The organism is Bartonella silvatica, assembly GCF_040545155.1.
GTDB lineage: Bacteria > Pseudomonadota > Alphaproteobacteria > Rhizobiales > Rhizobiaceae > Bartonella > Bartonella silvatica.
In genome coordinates, this window is sequence record NZ_JBEPLI010000012.1 from 1 (window position 1) to 25,143 (window position 25,143).

A 25,143-nucleotide genomic window follows, 5' to 3' on the forward strand; every position below is an offset into this window, starting at 1 on the left:
TTGCTATGGAAGAGAAACTCCGTTTCGCTATTCGTGAAGGTGGTCGTACTGTTGGTGCAGGTATCGTTTCTAAGATCATTGAGTAAATAGTGGTTGTGAAAGGCCTTTGTTATGAAAGGCGTTTTGCGTGACAGGGAAATAAAAGAGCATGAACAGTCAAAATATCCGCATTCGTTTGAAAGCGTTTGATCATAGAATTCTTGATGCGTCGACACGTGAGATTGTGTCGACAGCCAAGCGAACTGGTGCGAATGTCCGTGGGCCTATTCCGCTTCCAACGCGGATTGAGAAGTTTACGGTCAATCGTGGGCCACATATTGATAAGAAGAGTCGTGAGCAGTTTGAAATGCGTACACATAAGCGTCTTCTTGATATTGTTGATCCGACACCACAGACGGTTGATGCACTTATGAAACTCGATCTTTCTGCTGGTGTGGATGTGGAAATTAAGCTCTGAGGTTTGAGGACAGAAGGAACAGACCCGATGCGTTCAGGTGTAATAGCACAGAAGCTGGGCATGACCCGTATTTATAATGAAGCTGGTGAGCATGTGCCGGTGACAGTGCTTCGTTTAGAAAATTGTCAGGTTGTGGCGCAGCGTACAGTTGAGAAAAATGGTTATACTGCCGTTCAATTAGGTGTAGGATTTGCCAAAGTTAAAAATACCTCACAGGCTCTTCGTGGGCATTTTGCTAAGGCTTCTGTTGAGCCAAAAGCTAAGGTGGCGGAATTTCGTGTGAGTCCTGATAATCTTCTTGATATCGGTACTGAGATTACGGTGGAACATTTTGTTCCTGGACAGAGAGTTGATGTAACTGGTACGAGTATTGGTAAGGGTTTTGCTGGTGTTATGAAGCGGCATAACTTTGGCGGACATCGTGCTTCACATGGTAACTCAATTACACATCGTGCTCATGGTTCAACAGGGCAATGTCAAGATCCAGGTAAGGTGTTTAAAGGTAAAAAAATGGCTGGCCATATGGGGCAGGTTCGTGTGACAACACAGAATATTGAAGTTGTTTCTACAGATGTTGAACGTGGTTTAATTTTAGTACGCGGAGCTGTTTCTGGTTCTAAAGGTGCTTGGATCTTGGTGCGGGATGCTGTAAAGAAACGTCTTCCAGATAATGCGCCGAAACCTGCGGGGATTCGTCGTCTTGTGAAGGAAAAAACAGAAATGGTTGCTCCGGTGGTGGAAACCTCTGCAGTTGAGGGAGCCGAATAATGGATCTTGTAATTAAAACCCTTGATGGGAATGAAGCTGGTAAATTAAAAGTTTCTGAGGCTATTTTTGGTCTTGTTCCACGTGAGGATATTTTACAGCGTGTTGTTCGTTGGCAGCTTGCGCGTCGTCAGCAGGGAACGCATCAGTCACAAGGGCGCTCTGATGTCTCGCGAACAGGGGCAAAAATGTTTAAGCAAAAAGGAACAGGGCGTGCTCGGCACTCTTCTGCTCGTGCCCCGCAGTTTAGAGGTGGTGGTAAAGCGCACGGTCCGGTTGTTCGTAGTCATGCGCATGGTCTTCCTAAAAAGGTTCGTGCACTTGGGATACGTCTTGCTTTGTCAGCAAAATTAAAGGCGAATAATTTGGTTGTCGTCGATGACCTGAGTGTTAAAGATACTAAAACAAAAATGCTTGTTTCTCGCTTTTCTAAGCTTGGGTTTGATAATGCTCTCTTAATTGGTGGTCGGGAAATTGATGTTAATTTTTTCCGTGCAACATCTAATATTCCTAATATTGATGTTTTGCCAATTCAAGGGATTAATGTTTATGATATTTTGCGTCGCAGCACACTTGTTTTGTCAAAAGCGGCTGTCGAGGCTCTTGAGGAGCGTTTTAAATGACAGATCTTCGCTATTATGATATAATTGTTAGTCCAGTTATTACTGAAAAGTCGACTATGATTTCTGAATATAATCAAGTTGCTTTTAATGTGGCGCCGAAAGCGACAAAGCCTGAGATTAAGGCTGCTGTCGAGTCGCTCTTTGGTGTTAAAGTTAAGGCAGTTAACACGATCATTCGTAAAGGCAAAATGAAGCGTTTTAGGGGCATTGTTGGGCGCCAAAATGATGTTAAAAAAGCGGTTGTGACGTTGGCTGATGGTCAGTCTATAGATGTTTCGACAGGTCTTTAAAGAGGCTCGGAGATAAGAATAATGGCACTTAAGCACTTTAATCCAACTACGTCTGGGCAACGTCAACTTATTGTTGTAGATCGCTCTTATCTTTATAAGGGTAAGCCCGTAAAGAAATTGACAGAAGGTTTGTCATCGAAAGGTGGGCGAAATAATCATGGCCGTATTACTGCGCGTTTTCAGGGAGGCGGCCATAAACGCAGCTATCGGTTTGTTGACTTTAAGCGTGTTAAGCGTGATATTTCTGCAAAGGTTGAGCGTTTAGAGTATGATCCAAATCGCACGGCTTTCATTGCGTTGATACGCTATGAAGATGGTAACTTGAGTTATATTCTTGCTCCGCAGCGTCTTGGTATTGGAGATACTGTCGTTGCTGGTGATAATGTTGACGTTAAACCAGGTAATGCTATGCCGCTTAGTCGTATGCCAGTGGGTACAATTATTCATAATGTTGAGATGAAACCTGGCAAAGGTGGTCAGATTGCTCGTTCAGCAGGGACTTATGTGCAATTGGTTGGGCGAGATCAAGGGATGGCTATTCTCCGCCTTAATTCTGGTGAGCAGCGTTTGGTATCTAGCCGTTGTTTTGCAACTGTTGGTGCTGTTTCAAATCCTGATCATGGGAATATTAATGACGGTAAGGCAGGTCGATCACGTTGGCGTGGTAAACGTCCGCATGTTCGTGGTGTCGCTATGAATCCGGTTGACCATCCGCATGGTGGTGGTGAAGGGCGTACATCAGGGGGGCGTCATCCGGTATCTCCTTGGGGTAAACCTACTAAAGGTAAGCGTACGCGCTCCAATAAAGCGACTGATAAGTTTATTATGCGTACGCGTCATCAGCGTAAGAAATGAGAAAGGTAGTCTGAAGTGGTTCGTTCAGTTTGGAAGGGTCCGTTTGTTGACGGCTATCTTCTTGGGAAAGCAGAAAAGGTCCGTGCGAGTGGGCGCAATGAAGTTATTAAAATATGGAGCCGTCGCTCTACTATTTTGCCGCAGTTTGTTGGTTTGACTTTTGGTGTTTACAACGGTAATAAACATATCCCTGTTTCTGTTTCTGAAGAGATGGTTGGGCATAAGTTTGGTGAGTTCGCTCCCACCCGGACTTATTATGGGCATGGTGCAGATAAGAAAGCGAAGAGGAAATAGGAATGGGAAAAGCTAAGATTTCGCGCCAGCTTAAGGATAATGAGGCAAAAGCTGTTACCCGCACGATTCGTGTTAGTCCGCAGAAATTAAATTTGGTTGCTGCCATGATTCGTGGTAAGAGAGTTAATGTGGCGCTGGCTGATTTGACATTTTCGCGTAAACGTATTGCTGGAACTGTGAAAAAAACACTTGAATCGGCGATTGCAAATGCAGAAAATAACCATGATCTTGATATTGATTCTCTGGTTGTTTCTGAGGCTTATGTTGGTAAGTCAATTGTGATGAAACGTTTTCATGTTCGTGGACGTGGTCGTGCGAGTCGAATTGAACGTCCGTTCTCACATCTTACTATTATTGTTCGTGAAGTTACCGAAAAAGTGGAGGCCGCATAATGGGTCAGAAGATTAATCCAATAGGACTTCGTCTCGGAGTTAATCGGACTTGGGATTCCCGTTGGTATGCTGATAGTGGTGAGTATGGTCGTCTTCTTCATGAAGATTTGAAGATCCGTCTCTATATTCTTGAAGAGTTGAAACAGGCTGCTATTTCTAAAGTTGTTATTGAGCGACCTCATAAAAAGTGTCGTGTGACGATACATTCAGCGCGTCCTGGTTTGATTATTGGTAAAAAGGGTGCAGATATTGAGAAGCTTCGCTCTAAGCTTTCAGAGATGACAAATGCTGAGACTTCATTGAATATTGTGGAGATTCGGAAGCCGGAAATTGATGCTACGATTATTGCGCAGTCAATTGCACAGCAGCTAGAGCGTCGTGTTGCTTTTCGGCGTGCAATGAAACGTGCAGTTCAGTCAGCGATGCGTCTTGGGGCGGAAGGAATTCGTATTAACTGTTCTGGTCGTCTTGGTGGTGCTGAAATTGCGCGTATGGAGTGGTATCGTGAAGGTCGTGTTCCTCTTCATACTTTGCGTTCTGATGTTGATTACGGTACAGCGGAAGCTAAAACTGCTTATGGTATTTGTGGTGTTAAAGTTTGGGTCTTTAAAGGTGAAATTCTTGAACATGACCCGATGGCTTCAGAGCGTCGTGCTACGGAGGCTGACCATTCTGGTTCTTCGTCAAATCGTCGCCGTGAAAGTGCTTAGTTTTTGTGGTTAAACTGAAATTTGGAGTAGAGAGCAATGTTGCAGCCAAAGCGCACAAAGTTCCGTAAGCAGTTTAAAGGACGTATTCACGGTGTTTCGAAGGGTGGTACGGATTTGAATTTTGGTGCTTATGGTTTGAAGGCTGTTGAGCCTGAGCGGGTTACTGCTCGACAAATTGAAGCAGCGCGTCGTGCTATTACACGTTATATGAAGCGTTCTGGTCGCGTGTGGATTCGTATTTTTCCAGATCTTCCCGTTACATCTAAACCGACAGAGGTTCGTATGGGGAAGGGGAAGGGAAGTGTTGATTATTGGGCTGCTCGTGTTGCACCTGGGCGTATTATGTTTGAGCTTGATGGTGTTCCTGAAGATGTGGCACGCGAGGCGCTCAGGTTAGGTGCTGCGAAATTGCCTGTTAAAACACGTTTCATTCAACGTATTGCTGAATAAAGAGGTTAGGTTATGAAGGCCACAGAGTTACGCGGGCGAACGCCCGACGAAATGAAAGATGAATTAGCTCAGTTGAAGAGAGAGCAGTTTAATTTGCGCTTTCAAAAGGCGACGGGTCAATTGGAAAAGACAGCACGTGTTAGACAGGTTCGCCGTGATATTGCTCGTGTTAAAACTTTTCTTCGTCAGAAGATAAACGAAAGTAAGGTTTAAGGAAAATAAGAGATGCCTAAACGCATTTTGCAGGGTGTTGTCGTTAGTGACAAGAGTGACAAGACTGTTGTCGTCAAGGTGGAGCGTCGTTATTCTCATCCGCTTCTTAAGAAAACTGTTCGACAATCTAAGAAATATAAAGCGCATGACGAACATAACCAGTTCAAAATTGGGGATAGAATTTTTATTCAAGAATCTAAACCGATTTCGAAAGATAAGTGTTGGGTCGTTGTGAAAGGCGATATGACATAATGAGTTGAGTTTATTGTTTTAAGATCTTTCAGTGGTTTTGTTTTCCGTTGATGGGTTTTGTAATGATAATTTTGTTGTTTGGCAGGCAAATCCGTTTGTGTTAAAAGCATGACCGGGTATAAATGTTAAGAGAAGGTGGCCAGTCATGATTCAGATGCAAACAAACCTCGACGTTGCAGATAATTCTGGTGCTCGTCGTGTCATGTGCATCAAGGTGTTAGGCGGTTCAAAGCGAAAGTATGCTTCGGTCGGCGACATTATTGTTGTTTCGGTCAAGGATGCTATTCCGCGTGGCCGTGTTAAAAAAGGTGATGTGATGAAGGCTGTAGTGGTTCGTACTGCTAAGGATATTCGTCGCGCAGATGGTAGCGTTATTCGTTTTGACGGTAATGCTGCTGTTTTGGTAGATAATAAGAAAGAGCCGATCGGTACACGTATCTTTGGACCTGTTCCCCGTGAGCTTCGCGGTAGGAATCATATGAAGATCATTTCGCTCGCTCCTGAAGTATTATAAGGGGTGGATGTTATGCAGAAGATTCGTAAAGGTGATAAAGTGGTTGTTTTATCCGGTAAGGATAAAGGAAGTAGTGGTGAAGTAATTAAGGTGGATCCAAAAGAATGTAAGGCTTTTGTTCGTGGTGTCAATATGATTAAGCGTCATCAGCGTCAAACACAAAAGCAGGAAGCTGGGATTGTTTCTAAAGAGGCTCCGATTCATCTATCTAATTTAGCGATTGCTGATCCTAAGGATGGTAAGCCTACACGTGTAGGGTTTCGTATGAATGCAGATGGCGATAAAGTTCGTTTTGCCAAGCGTTCGGGAGAATTGATTAATGGCTGAAGAAAAACAAATACCGCGCATGAAAACGCATTATTTTGAAGTTGTTCGCAAGGCACTTCAAGAGAAGTTTAATTATAAAAATATGATGCAAATTCCGCGAATTGATAAAATTGTGGTTAATATGGGAATTGGTGAGGCGACTGCTGATTCTAAGAAGCCATCTATTGCTGCTGGGGATTTGGGATTAATAACAGGTCAGAAAGCTGTTGTTACCCGTGCGCGTAATTCTATTGCGACCTTTAAAGTTCGTGAAGGAATGCCGCTTGGGGCTAAAGTTACGTTGCGTAAAGATCGTATGTTTGAGTTTTTGGATCGTCTTGTTACGATTGCACTTCCGCGGGTTCGTGATTTTCGTGGTTTGAATCCAAAAAGCTTTGATGGTCGTGGAAATTTTGCTATGGGTATTAAAGAGCACATTGTATTTCCAGAAATTAATTATGATAAAGTTGATCAAATTTGGGGTATGGATATTATCGTTTGTACGACAGCAAAAACGGATGATGAAGCGCGTGAATTGTTGCGTGCTTTTAATTTTCCTTTTCGTTCGTAACGGCAAACGTAGCGAGGTAAGATTATGGCCAAAGTAAGTGCCGTTGAGAAAAATAAGCGTCGTGAGGTTATGGTAAAGCGTTATGCTGCACGTCGTGCGCGCTTGAAGGCAATCGTTATGGATCAGAAGGTTTCTCTTGAGGAACGCTTTAAAGCTTCTGTTCAGTTGGCAGAATTGCCACGTAATTCTTCAAAAGTCCGTGTTCGTAACCGTTGTGAAGTTTCGGGGCGTCCGAGGGCTTATTATCGTAAGTTAAAAATGTCGCGAATTGCACTGCGTGAGCTTGGTTCTGTGGGGCATATTCCTGGTATTGTTAAGTCTAGTTGGTGAGAGGAGATTGGTCAATGTCTATGTCGGATCCTCTTGGTGATATGTTGACACGTATTCGTAATGCGCTTGGTCGTAAAAAAGGAAAAGTGGTTACGCCTGCTTCGAAGCTTCGTGCACGGGTTCTTGATGTTCTTCAGTCTGAAGGTTATATCCGTGGGTATAATCAAGTCGATTTGGGTGGTGGAAAGTCTGAAATTGAAATTGAGTTAAAGTATTTTGAAGGGCTTGCTGCTATTCGTGAGATTTCGCGTGTTTCGAAGCCGGGTCGTCGTGTTTATGTTTCTTCTAAGTCACTTCCCCAAGTTGCAAATGGTCTTGGTGTTTCGATTTTATCAACTCCTAAGGGGGTTATGGCGGATCATGAGGCACGTGAACAAAATGTTGGTGGAGAGCTCCTGTGTCGTGTTTTCTAAGTTATGTTAAAGAAAACAGAAGAAAAGTAGGTTAGAACAATGTCTCGTATTGGAAAAAAGCCCATTTCGGTTCCTTCTGGAGTTACTGCAACTGTTGAAGGGCAGCTGGTTAAAGCAAAAGGTCCGAAGGGTGAGCTGAGTTACGTCGTCAATGATGAAGTTTTGGTTAAACTTGAGGATAATGCTGTATCCGTTTTGCCGCGTGATCAGTCAAAAGATGCGCGCTCTAAGTGGGGGATGTCGCGTTCAATGATTGAAAATATTTTTTGTGGTGTGAAGGACGGTTTTGAAAAGAAGCTGGAAATCAGTGGTGTTGGTTATCGTGCTGCTTTACAAGGTAAAGACGTTCAGCTGTCATTAGGTTATTCACATGATGTGATTTATAAAGTGCCATCGGGTATTGCTGTAACAGTTCCGAAGCCTACAGAAATTGTTGTTTCTGGGATTGATAAGCAGCAGGTTGGGCAGGTTGCCGCAGAGATTCGTGAGTATCGTAGGCCTGAACCTTATAAGGGAAAAGGTGTTAAACACGCCGATGAGCGTATCTTCCGTAAAGAAGGTAAAAAGAAATAAGGATTTTGTATTATGGTTTCATCTAAGGACATTATCCAGCGTCGTGCGCGGCGTGTTCGTCGTAGGATTAAAATGGTTTCTAGTGATCGTCCGCGGTTTAGTGTTTATCGCTCGAATCAGAATATTTATGCTCAGATTATTGATGACATGCGTGGATGTACGCTTGCAGCGGCGTCGACTCTTGATGGTGATTTGAAAAAAACGCTAAAGAGTGGGGCTGATAAGGAGGCTGCTTTTGCTGTTGGTAAGTTGATTGCTGAACGTGCGAAGAAAGCTGGTGTGAATCAAGTGGTTTTTGATCGTGGTGCATATGTTTATCACGGTAGGGTAAAAGCCTTGGCTGAAGCTGCTCGTGAGGGGGGGTTAAGCTTTTAAAATATCTTATTTAGAGATTAAGTAAGAAGATTTTAGAGTACTTCGTTTAGGTTTCCCTTATTTTATAATGGAACTTTGTTAAGGTGCTTCCGGAAAAGAAAAAGGAATGAGGAATGGCACAGAAAGAACGTAGTGAGCGAGATGAGCGTGATAATGAATTTGTCGATAGACTTGTTCATATCAATCGTGTTGCTAAAGTTGTAAAGGGTGGTCGGCGTTTTGGTTTTGCTGCTCTTGTTGTCGTTGGAGATCAGAAAGGGCGTGTTGGCTTTGGTCATGGTAAAGCACGTGAAGTACCAGAGGCTGTTCGTAAAGCGACAGAATCTGCGAAGCGTGGGATGATTTATGTTCCACTAAGGTCTGGTCGTACATTGCATCATGATCTTGAAGGTCGACACGGAGCTGGTCGTGTTTTGTTGCGTTCAGCTTCTGCTGGTACTGGTATTATTGCTGGTGGTCCTATGCGTGCTATTTTTGAAACGCTTGGTATGCAGGATGTTGTTGCAAAATCCCTAGGATCATCTAACCCTTATAACATGGTGCGTGCAACATTTGATGCGCTAAAGAATCAAATGCATCCTAGAGATATTGCTGCTCAGCGTGGTATAAAATATTCGACTTTACAGGCTCGTCGTCGGCATTTGGTCGATGCGGAAGGATAATTTCTGAGATTATCAGAAGAGGAATTAGGAAATGGTTCAGAAAAAATCTCAGAATAATAAAACTGTGACGGTAGAACAGATTGGAAGTTCTATTCGCAGCTCACAGATACAGCGCGCAACTTTGAAGGGGCTTGGGCTAAATAAAATGCGGAAGCGGCGTGTTTTAGAAGATACGCTTTGTGTACGGGGTATGATTGCTAAAGTTCGGCATCTTGTTCGTGTTGTCGATGAAGGTTAAGGTTGCAGGAGTGTAAAATATGAAACTCAATGAGCTGTGTGATCGTGAGGGTGCAATAAAGAATCGTAAACGTGTTGGGCGTGGTGTTGGTTCTGGTATCGGTAAGACTTCTGGTCGTGGTGTAAAGGGACAGAGATCGCGTTCGGGTGTTTCTCTTAATGGTTTTGAGGGTGGGCAGATGCCCATTTATCGCCGTTTGCCTAAACGTGGATTTAAAAACTTTTTTTCTAAAACTTATAATGAAGTTTCGTTGGGACGTATTCAATTGGCGATTGATGCGGGTAAGTTAAATCTTGAAGCACCTATTGATACGACTGTTTTAAAAGAGGTGGGTATTATTCGTTCTGTTAAGGATGGCGTGCGCCTTCTCTCTGATGGTGAGTTGAAATCAAAAATTATAGTTCATGTTTCTGGGGTATCTGGGGCTGCTCGTCTTAAAATTGAAAAAGCTGGTGGTCAGGTTGTTTTGCTTGATTCTGTTCAGTAGTTTTGGGATATAAGTAATGGGGGATAGGATTTCTTTTGTGGAGAATAATTTAATTTTTGTATTTATTTGTGTGTGATAATGTAAATTTTAGGGTTATACTTCTGTTATTTAAAAACTGAAGTGTAGTGTGGAGAGGTTTTATGGCGTCAGCAGCAGAGCAATTTGCTTCCAATATAAATTTGGGTACTTTTTCACGTGCAACTGAATTGAAAAAACGCATTTGGTTTACTCTGGCTGCGCTTCTTGTCTATCGTTTTGGTACTTATATTTCTCTTCCTGGTATTAACATCGATTCTTTACGGCAAACGTTTGAACATCATGCATCTGGTGTTTTAGGATTGTTTAATATGTTTGCTGGGGGTGCTGTTGGGCGTATGGCAATTTTTGCATTGGGAATCATGCCTTATATATCGGCGTCGATTATTGTGCAATTGCTCACGTCCGTTATTCCTTCTTTGGAAGCTCTCAAAAAAGAAGGTGAAACAGGTCGTAAGATTATTAATCAATATACACGTTATGTGACAGTTGTCTTGGCTGTTCTGCAAGCATTTGGTATTGCGGTTGCGCTTGAGACGGGTATAGGAACAGGACTTCAAATAGTTTTGGAGCCAGGTCTTATGTTTCGTATTTCTTCTGTTATTACGCTTGTTGGTGGAACGATGTTTCTCATGTGGCTTGGTGAGCAAATTACGTCTCGTGGTGTTGGTAACGGAGTCTCTCTGATTATTTTTACAGGAATTGTAGCGAATCTTCCTTCTACTTTTGCTCAACTTTTGACTGCGCATAGTCAGGCTGATTTATCAACTTTTTTATTAATCGTAATCGTTCTTGTGGCGGTTTTTGTTATTGGGCTTATTGTTTTTATAGAGCGTGCGCAACGGAGAATTCTTATTCAGTATCCAAAACGTCAGGTTGGTAACCAGATTTTTCAAGGTGATATGTCGCATCTTCCCTTAAAATTGAATACTGCTGGTGTTATACCGCCCATTTTTGCTTCATCTTTGTTGTTGTTGCCTGCAACTATTAATAATTTTTCTGATAAAATGCCACAATGGATTCAGGCTGTTTCTTATTCTCTTGGTCATGGACAACCGCTTTATATGATTGTTTATGCATTTTTGATGGCATTTTTCTGCTTTTTTTATACAGCGATTGTGTTTAATCCAAGTGATACAGCAGATCAATTGAAAAAGCATTCTGGTTTTATTCCTGGAATTCGTCCTGGTGAGCGTACGGCTGAATATATTGATTATGTTTTGACGCGTATTACCGTTGTGGGGGCCGCTTATATCATTTTGGTCTGTTTGTTACCTGAGTTTATGATATCTGCTCTACAGGTTCCTTTTTATCTTGGGGGAACATCTCTGTTGATTGTTGTTACGGTTACACTTGATACGATTGCTCAAATTCAAGGACATCTTGTTGCTCACCAATATGAAGGGTTGATTAAAAAGTCAAAGCTTCGTGGAGGTAAAAGAAATCGATGAGAATTGTTCTTTTAGGTCCTCCTGGTGCTGGAAAAGGTACGCAAGCTAAAATATTGACAGAGGAATATAATATTCCTCAATTGTCGACAGGGGATATGTTGCGTGAGGTTATGTCTAGAGAAACAGAGATTGGTCAATTAACGAAGGCGACTATAAGTTCTGGTGCTTTGGTTTCGGATGCCATTGTTAATCAAATCGTATCAGATCGGATTGATGAAAGTGATTGTGTAAACGGTTTTATATTGGATGGATATCCGCGAACCGTGAGTCAGGCAGAGGCGTTGCAAAAAAATCTTCAATCGAAAAATATGAAACTTGACGCTGTTATCGAGTTGAACGTTGATAAAGATGCGTTGATTGAAAGAATGAAAAAGCGTGTTATGGAAACAGCCGCTGCTGGCGGTCAAGTGCGTTCAGATGATAATCCTATTTCTTTTGCAAAGCGATTAGAAGAATATTGTGAGAAAACGATTCCTTTATCGGAGTTTTATTCAGAGAAGGGGATATTAAAGATCGTTGATGGGATGATGGATGTTAATGATGTGTCGCATGCAATTAGAAGTTTTTTTCAATAAGGATTTTTTTTAGAAATAAATGAAAACTATTGACTTTTTCGGTAAAATCTATCAAAAAAGCTTTAATTTATTTCAAGAAAGTAATAGGGTTCGGAATATGTTTATGCCGGATCATTTTTCTGTAAGGTACATCAGGTATTTTATAGTTTGTTGTCAACATAATTAAGGAGAGTGGACGTGGCTCGTATTGCTGGCGTCAATATCCCGACGAATAAGCGTGTAATTATTGCGCTTCAATATATCCACGGGATTGGACCAAAATTTGCTCAAGAAATTACTAAAAAGGTTGGTATCCCTGCAGGGCGTCGTGTGCATGAACTCTCGGATGCGGAAGTGTTGCAAATTCGTGAAGCAATAGATCAAGGATATCAAGTTGAGGGTGATCTTCGTCGTGAAGTTGCTATGAATGTTAAGCGTTTGATGGATCTCGGTTGTTATCGTGGTCTACGTCATCGTCGTTCTTTGCCTGTCCGTGGTCAGCGTACACATACAAATGCGCGTACCCGTAAAGGGCCGGCTAAGGCAATTGCTGGTAAGAAAAAGTAGAATGCTTTTTTGAAGAAAGAGTTTTATTTCTCTCTCTTGTTGATGTTTTTCTATAAGGGGGAGAGAGGTGGAGCTGCTGGAGTTACGGCAGTGGAGAGATCGTTGAAAGGGAAGTTATGGCAAAGGAAGCCACACGTGTTCGTCGTCGCGAGCGTAAAAATATTTCATCAGGTGTTGTACATATCAATTCAACATTTAACAATACAATGATTACCATTACGGATGCTCAAGGGAATACAATTGCTTGGTCATCTGCAGGTGCTCAGGGATTTAAGGGGTCGCGAAAATCTACACCTTTTGCGGCTCAGGTGGCTGCAGAAGATTGTGCTAGAAAAGCACAAGAGCATGGTATGCGTTCACTGGAAGTTGAGGTTTGTGGTCCTGGGTCCGGTCGTGAGTCTGCTTTGCGTGCGCTGCAAGCCGTTGGTTTTGTTATTACATCCATTCGTGATGTCACACCAATTCCTCATAATGGATGTCGTCCGCGGAAAAGACGGCGCGTTTAATTTGGGTATTGTTTTTTTGTTGTCAGAGACTACTCTGATGTTCACATTGGCCGTTACGATTGGATGGTAGCGGAACTAAAGAACGGGAATAAAAATATGATCCAGAAAAACTGGCAGGAACTAATTAAACCCAATAAAGTTGAGTTTTTTACCCATGATAATCCGAATGTTGTTAGTGTAATTGCAGAACCTCTTGAACGTGGATTTGGCTTGACTTTGGGGAATGCACTTCGTCGTGTTTTATTATCATCTCTTCGTGGTGCTGCGATTACCGCGGTACAGATTGATGGTGTTTTGCATGAATTCTCATCAATTCCAGGTGTTCGTGAGGATGTCACAGATATCATTCTTAATATAAAAGAAATTGCCCTTCGTATGGAGGAAGAGGGACCTAAACGTGTCGTTATTTATAAAGAGGGACCCGGTGTTGTAAAGGCTGGAGATATCAGTACTGTTGGAGATATGGAAGTTCTTAATCCGGAGCATGTGATTTGTACTCTTGATGAAGGTGCTGAGATTCGTATGGAGTTTGTTGTTAATACAGGTAAGGGATATGTTCCGTCTGATCGCAATTATGTTGATGACACGCGGATAGGTCTTATTCCTGTTGATAGCATTTATTCACCTATTCGTAAGGTTTCTTATAAGGTAGAGAACACACGTGAGGGGCAGGTTCTTGATTATGATAAGTTGACGCTTACTATTGAAACAAATGGTGCTGTTAGTGGAGATGATGCTGTTGCTTTTGCAGCGCGTATTCTTCAAGATCAATTGTCGTTGTTTATTAATTTTGAGGAACCTCAGAAAGAAGTGGTTGAAGAGTCTGATTCCGATCTTTCTTTTAATCCGGCACTTCTCAAAAAAGTGGATGAATTGGAACTTTCAGTTCGTTCGGCAAATTGTCTTAAAAATGATAATATCGTTTATATTGGTGATCTTATTCAGAAAACAGAAGCAGAGATGCTTCGGACACCAAACTTTGGGCGAAAGTCATTAAATGAGATTAAGGAGGTTTTGGCATGTATGGGATTGCACCTTGGTATGGAAATTTCTGCATGGCCCCCTGAAAACATTGATGATCTTGCCAAGCGTTATGAAGATCAGTATTGAAGTTTAAAATTTAAGGAGAAAGTTCATGCGCCATAGTTATTCAGGTCGCAAGTTGAACCGGACTGCTAGTCACCGTAAAGCGATGTTTGCTAATATGGCAGCTTCGTTAATTGAGCATGAGCAAATTGTGACAACACTTCCAAAAGCTAAGGAAATTCGTCCTATCGTTGAAAAATTGGTAACTCTTGGTAAACGTGGTGGGTTGCATGCGCGTCGACAAGCAATTGCAGCCCTCCGTGATACAGAAAAAGTTGCAAAGTTATTTGATACGCTTGCATTACGTTATGCATCTCGTAACGGTGGATATTTGCGTATTATGAAAGCAGGCTTTCGTACTGGTGATAATGCTCCTATGGCTGTTATAGAGTTTGTTGATCGTAATATTGATGCAAAGGGTGCTGTTGATCGTATGCGTGCGGAAAGTGTTGAAAATCAAAAAGAAGCGTCTTCATAAATGTGGAGTGTTTTTCTTTTAAACTTTGGGAAGCCGCCTTTTTGGGCGGTTTTTTTAATGAGCATTTCAAAGTTTGCTCTTGTTCAATAGAACATAAATACTGACAGGAAATTATAATATATTGAATTATTTTAGTTTTATAGTATTTATGGTTCAAATATTTGTTTTTCTCCTTCATTATAAATACGAATAAAAGTTCTTAGATGGTGGGAGATCCAGAAAATTTGTTCTATGAATATTATAAAGTGAGTTACTTTTAAGGAGTGAGTAATGAGATATTCTTTTGGGGCTTGGATTTTTTTTGCTATTCTGGCACAGATACCTTTTCACTATGCGTGTGCTCAAGTTCCGCAAACACAAAAAGAAATTACTCTTTCATTTGCTCCCTTAGTGAAAAAGACGATTCCATCTGTTGTCAATATTTATGCGGCTCGGCAAATTAGAGCGCGTTCGCCTTTTGAGGGTGATCCATTTTTTGAACAATTTTTTAGTCATTTTCAAGGTAATCGACCTGTCCGTAAGCAATCTTCTTTAGGGTCTGGCGTGATTGTTGATTCGCGTGGTTTGATTGTTACGAATTACCACGTTATTAAGAATGCAAGTGAAATTAAAGTTGCTCTTTCAGATGGGCGGGAGTTTGAAAGTAAGGTTATGTTAAAGGATGAAGCAACGGATATTGCTGTGCTTGAAGTTGATGCAAAGGGTGCGCAGTTTTCTGTTCTTCCTCTGGGAGATTCTGATGCCGTTGAGGTTGGTGATCTTGTTTTAGCAATTGGTAATCCTTTTGGTGTTGGTCAAACGGTTACAAGTGGTATTGTTTCAGCACAAGCACGTACACGTGTTGGTATTTCTGATTTTGACTTTTTTATTCAAACAGATGCTGCCATTAATCCAGGGAATTCTGGTGGAGCTTTGGTTGATATGAAAGGACAATTAATTGGGATTAATACAGCTATTTATTCACGTTCAGGTGGTTCTGTCGGGATTGGTTTTGCTATTCCAGCAAATCTTGTAAAAGTAATGCTCGATACTGTTAGAGCCGGCGGGCAGTATTTTGTACCACCTTATATTGGGGCATCTTTTCAAAATGTTACTCCTGATATTGCGGGTGGTTTAGGTTTAGAACGTCCTTATGGTGCTCTTGTCATTGAAGTTATTAAGGATAGTCCTGCTGCCAAAGCTGGTTTGAAAGTAGGTGATGTTATTTTAAGTTTGCAAGGGGTGCGTGTTGATAGTCCAGATGGTCTTGGATATCGTTTAATGACAGCTGGTACTGGGAACAATCTTGATTTAGAATATCTACGAAGTGGAAAAACTTTAAAGACAAAACTCATGGTTTCGTCGATATCAGAATCTGCATTTTTGCAATCTGAAAAAATTCTTGATGAAGGTCCTCTTTCTGGTGCTGAAGTGTTAGATTTAACACCGCAAAATAGTCGGCGTTTTCATCTTCCTATATCTGCAAAAGGTGTTGTGATTAGCAATGTTGATGAAATGAGTAATGCTGCAGGAATTTTTCGCTCTGGAGATATTTTACGTGTTATTAATGGACATAAAGTGCAAACAGTTAGTCAGTTAAAAAAGATTCTGAGGCAAGCTCACTCAAATATGTGGCAATTGGAATATGAACGTGATGGTATGTATATTCGCCAGTTTATTCGTTGAGGTTTTTTTTGAATAAAGATTTTTTTACCGCCTCTTTTGATCACCAAGTTAATAAAAAACGTCCTCTTGCAGAAAGAATACGTCCTCGTTCTCTCAATGATGTAATGGGACAAAATCATTTGCTTGGAGAGATGGGGATGCTTTCGCGTATGCTGGCAGCTGGCTCAGTTGGTTCTATGATTTTTTGGGGACCTCCAGGTACAGGAAAAACAACAGTTGCGCGCTTGTTAGCAACTGAAACAAAATTCGCTTTTGAGCAAGTTTCTGCTATTTTTACTGGAGTTTCTGAGCTAAAGAAAATTTTTGAAGCGGCTCAGATGCGTTTTATGTCTGGAAGCCAAACGCTTTTATTTGTCGATGAAATTCATCGGTTTAATCGCGCGCAGCAAGATAGTTTTCTTCCTGTTATAGAAGATGGCACTATTATTCTTATAGGGGCAACTACAGAAAATCCTTCATTTGAACTTAATGCTGCGCTTCTTTCTCGTGCACGTGTTTTGTCATTTCTTTCACATGACAGCGAAAGTTTGGAGATGCTTTTGAAACGTGCTGAAGAAGTGGAAGGAAAGCCTCTTCCTTTGGATAATGGTGCTAGGGAAGTTTTAATAGGGATGTCTGATGGTGATGCACGAGCAGCGTTAACATTGGCAGAGGAAGTTTGGTGTGCTGCACGAGAGGGCGAGATATTCGATTCTCACTCTTTGCAGGATATTATTCAGCGTCGTGCACCGATTTATGATAAAGGACGAGATGGTCATTATAACCTCATTTCAGCGTTACATAAATCAGTTCGTGGATCTGATCCTGACGCTGCTCTCTATTATTTAGCACGTATGTTTGATGCTGGTGAAGATCCTCTTTATATTGGGCGAAGATTGGTTCGTATGGCTGTCGAAGATGTCGGTTTGGCAGATCCTCAGGCTCTTGTCATTTGTAATGCTGCGAAGGATGCTTATGATTATTTAGGATCGCCAGAGGGAGAGTTGGCTTTGACGCAAGCATGTTTGTATGTTGCAACTGCACCAAAATCAAATGCTACATATCTCGCTTATAAAGCAGCTATGCATTGCGCACGTAAAAGTGGTTCTTTACCTCCTCCTAAGCACATCCTTAATGCGCCTACAAAATTTATGCAGAAAGAAGGCTATGGTTTTGGCTACCGTTATGACCATGATGAACCAGATGCTTTTTCAGGGCAAGAATATTTTCCTGAAAAACTTGGGCGTCAAAGTTACTATAAACCGCGAGAATGTGGTTTTGAGCGTGAAATTATAAAGCGTCTTGAATGGTGGAAGCAGTTGCGTAAAAAACGTGCGACTTAAAAATAAAGTGTGGTTGAGATAAATTTCTTGTCATTCTTAAAGTGATTCAGTTATGTAATAATGATACTGTTAACAGTTTAGATTATAGCTTCAATCCGTGTTATTTTTTTTGAGAGAGTAAGAATCTTTTTTATCTCAAAATTTATAGTTGCTTAAAATGTAATTTAAAAAGAACGTTTATTTTGCTTTCATTCGTCGGTTATTTTGTATTTTTGATTTCAGTTGTGTATGGTATCTAGTGGTTTTGATGGATGGTCATTGTAATAATCGATCATCGAGGATTGCTTAAAAGATATGTCTCGTAAGTATTGACAAAGGGGCATGAGAAGAGCTTTGTATGGAAAATTAAATTGTTTCTTTTCTAGAGGAAAGGTATAAGTGTATTCAGTTCTTTTTCTTTATAAGATGGTGTTTTATTGAAGTGTACTTTGTGCCATAAGCTAAGGAACGAAAAATTCTTTTGTCATTGGTCATGAAACATTATCGGTATGTAAGGATAAGAAGAGTCTGTAAAAATTTAAACTCAAGACTTTGGTTAAGTTAAAGTAACAATGTATACTGAAGATTGCATTATATAAATCGATTAAGGATAGAATCGTGGATAAAACAAAAGCGCTCGATGCTGCTCTCTCACAAATTGAACGTTCTTTCGGTAAAGGCTCGATTATGCGTCTTGGGCAAAAAGAGCAGGTTGTTGAAATTGAAACAGTGCCAACAGGTTCATTATCTTTGGATATTGCTTTGGGTGTTGGTGGGTTACCGAAGGGGCGTATTGTTGAAATTTATGGACCAGAAAGTTCTGGAAAAACAACATTGGCTCTTCATGCTATTGCTGAGGCACAGAAAACTGGTGGGGTTTGTGCTTTTATTGATGCAGAGCATGCTCTTGATCCTATTTATGCACGTAAGCTTGGTGTTGATTTAGAAAACTTATTCATTTCTCAGCCGGATACTGGTGAACAGGCGTTGGAAATTACAGAAACATTGGTTCGTTCTGGTGCTGTTGATGTTCTGGTTGTTGACTCCGTAGCGGCTTTAACACCACGTGCAGAAATTGATGGTGAAATGGGTGATGCTTTACCTGGATTGCAGGCACGGTTGATGAGTAAAGCATTACGGAAGTTAACAGCTTCTATTTTTCGCTCTAACTGTATGGTAATCTTTATTAATCAAATTCGCATGAAAATTGGTGTGATGTTTGGTTCTCCTGAAACAACAACAGGGGGGAATGCCCTAAAGTTTTATGCTTCGGTTCGTTTGGATATTCGTCGCATTGGATCCATTAAGGATCGGGATATGGTTGTTGGAAATCAGACACGTGTTAAGGTGGTCAAGAATAAATTGGCGCCTCCATTTAAACAGGTTGAGTTTGATATTATTTATGGTGAAGGTATTTCCAAATTAGGTGAGTTGATTGATTTGGGTGTTAAAGTTGGCATCGTAGAAAAATCTGGCTCATGGTTTTCTTATAATTCTCAACGTTTGGGACAGGGGCGAGAAAATGCCAAGCAGTTTTTACGTGAACATGTGGAAATAGCGACAGAAATTGAAACGGCCTTACGTCAAAATGCTGGTTTGATTGCGGTTGAATTATTAGAAAATGCAGGGGTGGAAAATACAGAAAGTGATGAAGCAATTTGAGGGAATATATATTTCAATATGATGCCCTCATTTTAGATTTTTCTGTTTTTATTGGTTAGAGTTTTTTTTATATAAGGTCGTTTATTTCTAAAGTTTCTTGAGCAAATATTCCACTTTTTATTAAAGTGACCTAAGCATAGAAAAAAGTATGTTTAGGGGGGATTGCTCTTATGGCTTTGTACTGTATTCTACAGGTGTTGATATGAATAGCGTTAATAGCATACGGTCAGCTTTTCTTAATTATTTTCATTTGAATGGGCATAAGATTCTCCCTTCTAGTCCACTTGTACCACGTAATGATCCTACACTCATGTTTACAAATGCAGGAATGGTGCAGTTTAAAAATATTTTTACTGGATTAGAACAGCCTATCTGTAAACAGGTGACAACAGCGCAAAAATGTGTTCGTGCAGGTGGAAAACACAATGATCTTGACAATGTTGGCTATACAGCACGCCATCATACATTTTTTGAAATGCTCGGTAACTTTTCTTTTGGTGATTATTTTAAAGAAGAAGCCATTTTTTTATCATGGAATCTATTAACAAAAGAATTTTGTCTTCCAAAAGATAAATTGTTGGTGACAGTTTATCATAGTGATGATGTTGCTGCTGAGTTATGGCGTAAAATTTCAGGACTTCCAGACGAAAAAATTGTTCATATTGCTACGGCTGATAATTTTTGGGCAATGGGAGATACAGGTCCTTGTGGTCCTTGTTCAGAGATTTTTTATGATCATGGTGATAAAATTTTTGGGGGACCGCCTGGAAGTGTAGAAGAAGATGGTGATCGCTTTATTGAGATTTGGAATCTTGTCTTCATGCAATATGAGCAGGTGAATAAAGGAGAGCGCGTTGAATTGCCTCATCCTTCTATTGATACAGGGATGGGATTAGAGCGGATTGCTGCTGTTTTACAGGGAGTTCACGATAATTATGATATTGATCTTTTTCGTACATTGATTCATGAATCACAAGAGATAACAGGGGTTGAGGCGACGGGAGATTTTGTTGCAAGTCATCGTGTGATTGCAGATCATCTTCGCTCATGTGCATTTTTGATTGCTGATGGTGTTCTTCCTTCTAATGAGGGAAGGGGGTATATTCTACGTCGTATTATGCGCCGTGCTATGCGGCATGCGCATCTTCTTGGTGCTCAAGAACCCTTAATGTGGCGTCTTTTACCTGCTTTGATCCGCGAAATGGGGCAAGCCTATCCTGAATTGGTGCGTGCTGATTCTTTAATTTCAGAAACCTTGAAATTAGAAGAGACCCGTTTTCGTAAAACTCTTGAGCGGGGACTTGGTTTGTTGAATGAAGAAAGTTCACATCTTAAAGAAGGGGAGCGTTTAAATGGTGAAGTTGCTTTTAAACTTTATGATACTTATGGTTTTCCTCTTGATCTAACACAAGATGTTCTGCGGCGTCGTGGAATATCTGTTGATGTTGATGCTTTTGATAAAGCGATGGAGCGTCAGAAAGAGGAAGCGCGTGCCAATTGGTCTGGTTCTGGTGAAATTGTCACAGAAGCAATTTGGTTTTCTATTCGTGAGCAAGTGGGAACAACAGAGTTTTTGGGTTATGAGACAGAAAACGCTGCAGGTATTATTACAGCGCTCGTGTGTGATGGCAAACCCGTTGATCGTATTTCTGCAGGGCAGAAAGCCATTCTTGTTGTGAATCAGACACCTTTTTATGGTGAATCTGGTGGGCAAATTGGTGATCGTGGTATCATTTTTGGTGAAAATTTTGTTTTTGACGTGCATGATACCCAGAAAAAGGCTGATGGGGTTTTTATTCATATTGGGGAAGTGAAGTCTGGTCAGGTAAAGATATCTGATTGTGTAGAATTAACCGTGGATGCTGTTCGCCGTAAAAAAATTCGTGCAAACCATTCTGCGACCCATTTATTACATGAAGCTTTACGTCAAGTGTTGGGGAATCATGTTGCACAAAAGGGGTCTCTTGTATTACCGGATCGGTTGCGTTTTGACTTTTCTCATCCAAAATCTGTTTCTTTGGAAGAATTGAGTAAGATAGAAGATATCGCCAATGAGATTGTTTTGCAAAATAGTGAGGTCATAACACGTCTTATGCATGTGGATGATGCAATTTCTGAAGGAGCAATGGCACTCTTTGGTGAAAAGTATGGTGATGAAGTACGCGTTGTTTCGATGGGGATGCCATTTGAACAGGGAAATAAGCCTTGGTCAGTTGAGCTTTGTGGAGGCACACATGTGGAAAGAACTGGCGATATTGGTTTGATTCATATTGTTTCTGAAAGTTCTGTAGCCGCTGGAGTGCGCCGTATTGAAGCTCTAACAGGTACAGAAGCGCGTCTTTATCTTACGCGTCAAAATAAGCGTATCCGTAACATTGCTGATTTTTTAAAAGCTTCTGCTCATGATGTAGAAGAACGAATTCAAATTTTGCTTGATGATCGCCGTAAACTTGAAAAAGAGTTGAGTGATGTGCGCAAGAAAATGGTACTGAGTGGTGGGGCGATACAAGGTGATCAAGAAGATATTACTATCATCAATGGCATGCCTTTTATGGGACGTGTTGTAAGCAATATTTTACCGCGAGATCTTAAAGCATTCGCGGATTCCGGAAAAAAACAGATTGGATCTGGGGTGGTTGCTTTTATCAGTGTATCAGAGGATGGTAAGGGAAGCGCTGTTGTTGGTGTGACGCATGATTTAACGAATAAGTTAAATGCTGTTGATTTAGTGCGTATTGTTTCAGGTGTTCTTGGTGGTCAGGGTGGTGGTGGTCGTCCTGATATGGCGCAAACTGGGGGGCCTGAAGGAAATAAGGCTGAAGAGGCGCTTATAGCGTTAAAATCTGCTCTTGAAGGGTAATTTTTGGCTATTTGTATGTCATCAAACCCGCAATCTTTTAAAGAAAGACGGTTTTGTGTATTTAAAATTTACTTAAAGCCAGAGTATTATCACTATGAAGCGAGGGCTTTTTGCAAAGGAATTACGTTTTTATCTTCTTCTTTTATTGTTGATTGATTGATTGTTAAACCGCTGGTTTTTAATAATTTATAGAAACGACCACCTTTATTGATTAATTCTTGAAAGTTTCCTTTTTCAACTAAATGACCTTGTTCTAAAAAGAGCACAATATCAGCATTTCGTATTGTTGAAAGACGATGTGCTATAATAAAGGTGGTACGGTTATGGCTTATGTGATCAAGAGCATCTTTAACACGTGCTTCTGTTTCTACATCAAGAGCGCTTGTTGCTTCATCTAGAATAAGAATGGGAGCATTTTTTAAAACAGCGCGTGCGATTGCTACTCGTTGTTTTTCTCCACCTGATAATTGAGAACCTCTCTCGCCAATTATTGTGTTGTAACGGTCCGCTTTTTTTAGAATAAAGTTATGAGCAGCTGCTATTCTTGCTGCTTCATAAAGTTCTTCATCTGTTGCACTTTTTCTTCCTATAGAGATATTGTCATGAATACTGCGGTTAAATAGGCCAGCATCCTGAAATACTGTTGCTAAAGAATTGCGTAAAGATTCACGATTAATAGAGCGTATATCGATTCCATCAATGGAGATATGTCCAGATGTGGGGTCGTATATACGTTGCAATAAATTGATTAATGTTGTCTTTCCTGCCCCTGTTTGTCCTACGATTGCAACAGTTTGCCCTGCTTTAACTTTAAAGGAAATGTCAAAAACACCTTGAGAAGAATCTGGAAATTTATAAGTAACGTGATGAAATTGTATGGTACCCTTAACATTTTTGAGACAAGGTAGTTTTTCAGGTTCATGGATGTGAAGGGTTGAGTCCTCCATTGCAAAGAATTCTTGTAGCTTTGCTTGTGAAGATGCAGCTAAATTAATAAAACCACTCATTTGATCCAGACGACTAATCATTAATTGTGCAAAACCTACAAAAGCAACGACTTCACCGACACGTAATTGATTTCTGGCTACAAAGAAAGCTCCAAGGAGAAGGACGCAAACAATTGAAATGGTGGAAGCCATTCGGTTTAAACCACTTGCAAGAGCCCACCAGTTAAGAACAGGATTTTGTGCTTTAATAAGGTCGTTTGTATGTTGATGTAAAATAGAAGTTTCTTCTTTTATTCGGCTGTAGCTTTGTACAATGGAAACGTTCGTAATTGAATCGCTGATATGTTTGAAAAGATTATGATGATAACACTCTACAGCAGCTTGTCCATCTTTCGTTTTTTGCATTACTAAACGTGTAATCAATGTATAAATGATGGCGAGTATAACTAAAACCGTTGAAAGGCGCCAATTCATGTGAAAGGCAATAGGTATAAGAATGAATAATGCGACAAGAGTTGAGAGATGTTGGCGCATAAAATCAAGCCATATGGTTGACATAGAGTCAACAGCACGCAACACTGTATGAAGAACATGAGATGTGCCGCGTTGTTGATGCCAGATTAAAGGCATTGCAATAACGCGTTCAAAAGATTCGGTTAAAACAGCTAGGCGACGTCTATGAGCTAAGCGATCAGCACTGCGAGCAATAAGGACATAAGAGATAATATGAAAAAGACCAAAACATACCCAAATTGTGAGCGTAAGGACAATACCGGATTTTTCTGCAATAGAGTCAATGACACGTCCAAATAAAATAGGTTCTGCAATGGTAATAATAGCTAAAATAATATTTGCAGTACAAATCAAGACGGATGTATTTTTTTCTTTGTGGAGATAAGTGAGGACACGAGTATAGGTTTTCAATAAAGACACAGGTGATCATCTCCACCAATTATTGCAAATATAAATTATCGATTCTTATAATCTCTTCGTATTGGGCTAATAAAATTTGTGTCATAAGAAAATGCAATTTTGGATACGAACTGTAATATGGTGTGATAAGTTTCGCTCTATTCTAGAAGATGTCAATTTTTTATTTATAAAAATAAGCTGTAAAATGGGATAATAAAATTACTTGGCAAAGGAATTTTTATGGCAGGCGTGAAAATAAAAAAAATTGAAGCAGACGAAAGCGGAATGCGTTTAGATCGCTGGTTTAAAGTTTATTATCCAGGACTTGGATTTGGATATTTACAGAAACTGTTGCGTTCTGGACAGATACGTGTTGATGGTGGGCGTGTTAAAGCCGATACACGTCTTCTCATGGGGCAAGTGGTTCGTGTTCCACCTCTACCTATTCATGATAAGGAAAGTTTTCCTGCAACGGTAACGAATAAAACACTTCGGGGACAGGATGATGGAACGGTTTTAAAAAAAATGCTGCTCTATGAGGACCCAAAGGTTTTTGTTTTTAATAAACCTGCTGGTTTAGCTGTACAAGGTGGTTCTGGTTTAACGCGCCATGTTGATAGTATGCTTGAGGCATGGCGTAACAAAAAAGGTGAAAAACCGCGTTTAGTTCATCGCCTTGATCGTGAGACATCAGGTGTTCTTATTGTTGCACGATCGAGAGGAGCAGCACAGGCTTTAACTGCTGCTTTTAGAGAAAGGGAAACGAAAAAGATCTACTGGGCATTGGTGCGGGGAGTGCCTAAAAAAAAGCAGGATAGAATTTCAACATGGATGGTTAAAGAAATGACTACAGAGGGCGATAAAATGCGCGTTTGTGAACATGGAGAACCAGATTCTAGCCATGCAGTTTCCTATTATCGTGTTTTGGATAATCGAGGGAGAGCTCTTTCATGGCTTGAAATGGAACCTTATACGGGTAGAACACATCAGCTCCGTGTGCACGCCGCTCATATGGGGCATCCTATTATTGGCGATTCAAAATATTTTTTTTCTGATAGTAATTGGGCATTACCAGGGGGAATTCAAAATCGTCTTCATCTTCATGCGCGTCGTATTCGTATTCCTCATCCTTCTGGGGGAATATTGGATATTGTCGCACCTTTACCTCCTCATATGGTACAAAGCTTTAATTTGTTGGCTTTTAGTGAAAATGATGATGAGACAGAATAATGAAAAAACTTTTTCAACTCTTTTGCTTCATTATGTATGATTTCTTATTCAGGGGATCACTTTTATTATAGATATAAAATATTATAGATATAAAAACTGCTTCCTCTAAATTGTATCA

At 40.6% G+C, this 25,143-nt stretch carries 34 protein-coding genes; 33 read left to right on the forward strand and 1 reads right to left on the reverse strand.

Features of this window, described 5'->3' with window-relative positions; translation table 11 throughout:
* From ABID23_RS05410 to alaS, 32 genes are all read left to right on the forward strand, one after another.
* Positions 1 to 86, forward strand: an 86-nt coding sequence (locus ABID23_RS05410; protein WP_483416251.1) for an EF-Tu C-terminal domain-related protein, incomplete at its 5' end; no start/stop codon positions are given.
* Positions 87 to 148: 62 nt separating this feature from the next.
* On the forward strand, positions 149 to 457 hold the full coding sequence (gene rpsJ, locus ABID23_RS05415) for a 30S ribosomal protein S10 (protein ID WP_004855744.1): 309 nt from the start codon (positions 149 to 151) through the stop codon (positions 455 to 457).
* 27 nt (positions 458 to 484) lie between these two features.
* Positions 485 to 1,225 (forward strand): 50S ribosomal protein L3, encoded by a 741-nt coding sequence (rplC, locus tag ABID23_RS05420; protein WP_354190087.1) that lies wholly within the window; start codon positions 485 to 487, stop codon positions 1,223 to 1,225.
* Positions 1,225 to 1,845 carry a 50S ribosomal protein L4 gene (gene rplD / locus ABID23_RS05425; RefSeq protein WP_354190089.1) on the forward strand — a complete coding sequence of 207 codons (621 nt, stop codon included), beginning with the start codon at positions 1,225 to 1,227 and terminating at the stop codon, positions 1,843 to 1,845. The genes rplC and rplD overlap by 1 nt, the downstream gene beginning before the upstream one ends.
* On the forward strand, positions 1,842 to 2,135 hold the full coding sequence (locus tag ABID23_RS05430; protein WP_354190091.1) for a 50S ribosomal protein L23: 294 nt from the start codon (positions 1,842 to 1,844) through the stop codon (positions 2,133 to 2,135). Before rplD ends, ABID23_RS05430 begins: the two co-directional genes overlap by 4 nt.
* 21 nt (positions 2,136 to 2,156) lie before the next feature.
* On the forward strand, positions 2,157 to 2,990 hold the full coding sequence (gene rplB / locus ABID23_RS05435; RefSeq protein WP_354190093.1) for a 50S ribosomal protein L2: 834 nt from the start codon (positions 2,157 to 2,159) through the stop codon (positions 2,988 to 2,990).
* Positions 2,991 to 3,005: 15 nt separating this feature from the next.
* Positions 3,006 to 3,284 (forward strand): 30S ribosomal protein S19, encoded by a 279-nt coding sequence (gene rpsS, locus ABID23_RS05440; RefSeq protein WP_004855734.1) that lies wholly within the window; start codon positions 3,006 to 3,008, stop codon positions 3,282 to 3,284.
* A 2-nt stretch (positions 3,285 to 3,286) separates the two neighbouring features.
* A complete protein-coding gene (gene rplV, locus ABID23_RS05445) occupies positions 3,287 to 3,676 on the forward strand; it encodes a 50S ribosomal protein L22 (protein ID WP_354190095.1) in 390 nt (129 codons plus the stop codon).
* Positions 3,676 to 4,386, forward strand: a complete 711-nt coding sequence (rpsC, locus tag ABID23_RS05450) for a 30S ribosomal protein S3 (protein WP_354190097.1) — start codon at positions 3,676 to 3,678, stop codon at positions 4,384 to 4,386. Before rplV ends, rpsC begins: the two co-directional genes overlap by 1 nt.
* Positions 4,387 to 4,422: 36 nt before the next feature.
* Positions 4,423 to 4,836: a 50S ribosomal protein L16 gene (gene rplP / locus ABID23_RS05455; RefSeq protein WP_019221635.1), complete on the forward strand. Its 414-nt coding sequence runs from the start codon at positions 4,423 to 4,425 to the stop codon at positions 4,834 to 4,836.
* A 12-nt stretch (positions 4,837 to 4,848) separates the two neighbouring features.
* Positions 4,849 to 5,049, forward strand: coding sequence for a 50S ribosomal protein L29 (gene rpmC / locus ABID23_RS05460; protein ID WP_354190099.1), 201 nt, complete (start codon positions 4,849 to 4,851; stop codon positions 5,047 to 5,049).
* Between the two features lie 12 nt (positions 5,050 to 5,061).
* Positions 5,062 to 5,301: a 30S ribosomal protein S17 gene (gene rpsQ / locus ABID23_RS05465; protein WP_354190101.1), complete on the forward strand. Its 240-nt coding sequence runs from the start codon at positions 5,062 to 5,064 to the stop codon at positions 5,299 to 5,301.
* A gap of 145 nt (positions 5,302 to 5,446) precedes the next feature.
* Complete coding sequence (gene rplN, locus ABID23_RS05470) at positions 5,447 to 5,815, forward strand: 50S ribosomal protein L14 (protein ID WP_004859184.1); 369 nt, start codon at positions 5,447 to 5,449, stop codon at positions 5,813 to 5,815.
* Between the two features lie 12 nt (positions 5,816 to 5,827).
* A complete protein-coding gene (rplX, locus tag ABID23_RS05475) occupies positions 5,828 to 6,142 on the forward strand; it encodes a 50S ribosomal protein L24 (RefSeq protein ID WP_354190104.1) in 315 nt (104 codons plus the stop codon).
* A complete protein-coding gene (rplE, locus tag ABID23_RS05480) occupies positions 6,135 to 6,692 on the forward strand; it encodes a 50S ribosomal protein L5 (protein WP_354190106.1) in 558 nt (185 codons plus the stop codon). Before rplX ends, rplE begins: the two co-directional genes overlap by 8 nt.
* 24 nt (positions 6,693 to 6,716) lie before the next feature.
* Positions 6,717 to 7,022 (forward strand): 30S ribosomal protein S14, encoded by a 306-nt coding sequence (rpsN, locus tag ABID23_RS05485; RefSeq protein WP_354190108.1) that lies wholly within the window; start codon positions 6,717 to 6,719, stop codon positions 7,020 to 7,022.
* A gap of 14 nt (positions 7,023 to 7,036) precedes the next feature.
* Positions 7,037 to 7,435: a 30S ribosomal protein S8 gene (gene rpsH, locus ABID23_RS05490; protein WP_354190111.1), complete on the forward strand. Its 399-nt coding sequence runs from the start codon at positions 7,037 to 7,039 to the stop codon at positions 7,433 to 7,435.
* Between the two features lie 39 nt (positions 7,436 to 7,474).
* Positions 7,475 to 8,008 (forward strand): 50S ribosomal protein L6, encoded by a 534-nt coding sequence (gene rplF, locus ABID23_RS05495; protein WP_354190113.1) that lies wholly within the window; start codon positions 7,475 to 7,477, stop codon positions 8,006 to 8,008.
* A gap of 12 nt (positions 8,009 to 8,020) precedes the next feature.
* Entirely contained in the window at positions 8,021 to 8,383 is a 363-nt protein-coding gene (rplR, locus tag ABID23_RS05500; RefSeq protein WP_354190115.1) for a 50S ribosomal protein L18, read from the forward strand.
* Between the two features lie 113 nt (positions 8,384 to 8,496).
* Complete coding sequence (rpsE, locus tag ABID23_RS05505) at positions 8,497 to 9,045, forward strand: 30S ribosomal protein S5 (RefSeq protein ID WP_354190117.1); 549 nt, start codon at positions 8,497 to 8,499, stop codon at positions 9,043 to 9,045.
* Positions 9,046 to 9,076: 31 nt separating this feature from the next.
* Positions 9,077 to 9,283, forward strand: coding sequence for a 50S ribosomal protein L30 (gene rpmD / locus ABID23_RS05510; protein ID WP_354190119.1), 207 nt, complete (start codon positions 9,077 to 9,079; stop codon positions 9,281 to 9,283).
* Positions 9,284 to 9,302: 19 nt separating this feature from the next.
* The gene (gene rplO / locus ABID23_RS05515; RefSeq protein WP_354190121.1) at positions 9,303 to 9,770 is read left to right on the forward strand and encodes a 50S ribosomal protein L15; all 468 of its coding nucleotides are present in this window, start codon (positions 9,303 to 9,305) and stop codon (positions 9,768 to 9,770) included.
* A 140-nt stretch (positions 9,771 to 9,910) separates the two neighbouring features.
* Positions 9,911 to 11,257 carry a preprotein translocase subunit SecY gene (secY, locus tag ABID23_RS05520; RefSeq protein WP_354190123.1) on the forward strand — a complete coding sequence of 449 codons (1,347 nt, stop codon included), beginning with the start codon at positions 9,911 to 9,913 and terminating at the stop codon, positions 11,255 to 11,257.
* Positions 11,254 to 11,832, forward strand: coding sequence for an adenylate kinase (locus ABID23_RS05525; protein ID WP_354190125.1), 579 nt, complete (start codon positions 11,254 to 11,256; stop codon positions 11,830 to 11,832). The genes secY and ABID23_RS05525 overlap by 4 nt, the downstream gene beginning before the upstream one ends.
* A 177-nt stretch (positions 11,833 to 12,009) precedes the next feature.
* A complete protein-coding gene (rpsM, locus tag ABID23_RS05530) occupies positions 12,010 to 12,378 on the forward strand; it encodes a 30S ribosomal protein S13 (RefSeq protein ID WP_354185951.1) in 369 nt (122 codons plus the stop codon).
* A 116-nt stretch (positions 12,379 to 12,494) separates the two neighbouring features.
* Complete coding sequence (gene rpsK / locus ABID23_RS05535; protein ID WP_183228100.1) at positions 12,495 to 12,884, forward strand: 30S ribosomal protein S11; 390 nt, start codon at positions 12,495 to 12,497, stop codon at positions 12,882 to 12,884.
* A gap of 96 nt (positions 12,885 to 12,980) precedes the next feature.
* On the forward strand, positions 12,981 to 13,994 hold the full coding sequence (locus ABID23_RS05540; protein WP_354190128.1) for a DNA-directed RNA polymerase subunit alpha: 1,014 nt from the start codon (positions 12,981 to 12,983) through the stop codon (positions 13,992 to 13,994).
* 25 nt (positions 13,995 to 14,019) lie between these two features.
* Positions 14,020 to 14,448, forward strand: coding sequence for a 50S ribosomal protein L17 (gene rplQ, locus ABID23_RS05545; RefSeq protein WP_354190130.1), 429 nt, complete (start codon positions 14,020 to 14,022; stop codon positions 14,446 to 14,448).
* A gap of 270 nt (positions 14,449 to 14,718) precedes the next feature.
* Positions 14,719 to 16,113 (forward strand): DegQ family serine endoprotease, encoded by a 1,395-nt coding sequence (locus ABID23_RS05550; protein WP_354190132.1) that lies wholly within the window; start codon positions 14,719 to 14,721, stop codon positions 16,111 to 16,113.
* An 8-nt stretch (positions 16,114 to 16,121) separates the two neighbouring features.
* Positions 16,122 to 17,435, forward strand: coding sequence for a replication-associated recombination protein A (locus ABID23_RS05555; RefSeq protein ID WP_354190134.1), 1,314 nt, complete (start codon positions 16,122 to 16,124; stop codon positions 17,433 to 17,435).
* Between the two features lie 597 nt (positions 17,436 to 18,032).
* Complete coding sequence (gene recA / locus ABID23_RS05560; RefSeq protein WP_354190136.1) at positions 18,033 to 19,076, forward strand: recombinase RecA; 1,044 nt, start codon at positions 18,033 to 18,035, stop codon at positions 19,074 to 19,076.
* 202 nt (positions 19,077 to 19,278) lie between these two features.
* The gene (alaS, locus tag ABID23_RS05565; RefSeq protein WP_354190181.1) at positions 19,279 to 21,936 is read left to right on the forward strand and encodes an alanine--tRNA ligase; all 2,658 of its coding nucleotides are present in this window, start codon (positions 19,279 to 19,281) and stop codon (positions 21,934 to 21,936) included.
* A gap of 92 nt (positions 21,937 to 22,028) precedes the next feature.
* Here the strand turns inward: alaS and ABID23_RS05570 are convergent, their stop codons facing one another.
* Positions 22,029 to 23,816 carry a glucan ABC transporter ATP-binding protein/ permease gene (locus ABID23_RS05570; RefSeq protein WP_354190138.1) on the reverse strand — a complete coding sequence of 596 codons (1,788 nt, stop codon included), beginning with the start codon at positions 23,814 to 23,816 and terminating at the stop codon, positions 22,029 to 22,031.
* Positions 23,817 to 24,035: 219 nt separating this feature from the next.
* Between ABID23_RS05570 and ABID23_RS05575 the strand changes: the two genes are divergently transcribed.
* Positions 24,036 to 25,025 carry an RluA family pseudouridine synthase gene (locus ABID23_RS05575; RefSeq protein WP_354190140.1) on the forward strand — a complete coding sequence of 330 codons (990 nt, stop codon included), beginning with the start codon at positions 24,036 to 24,038 and terminating at the stop codon, positions 25,023 to 25,025.
* Positions 25,026 to 25,143 lie beyond the last annotated feature (118 nt).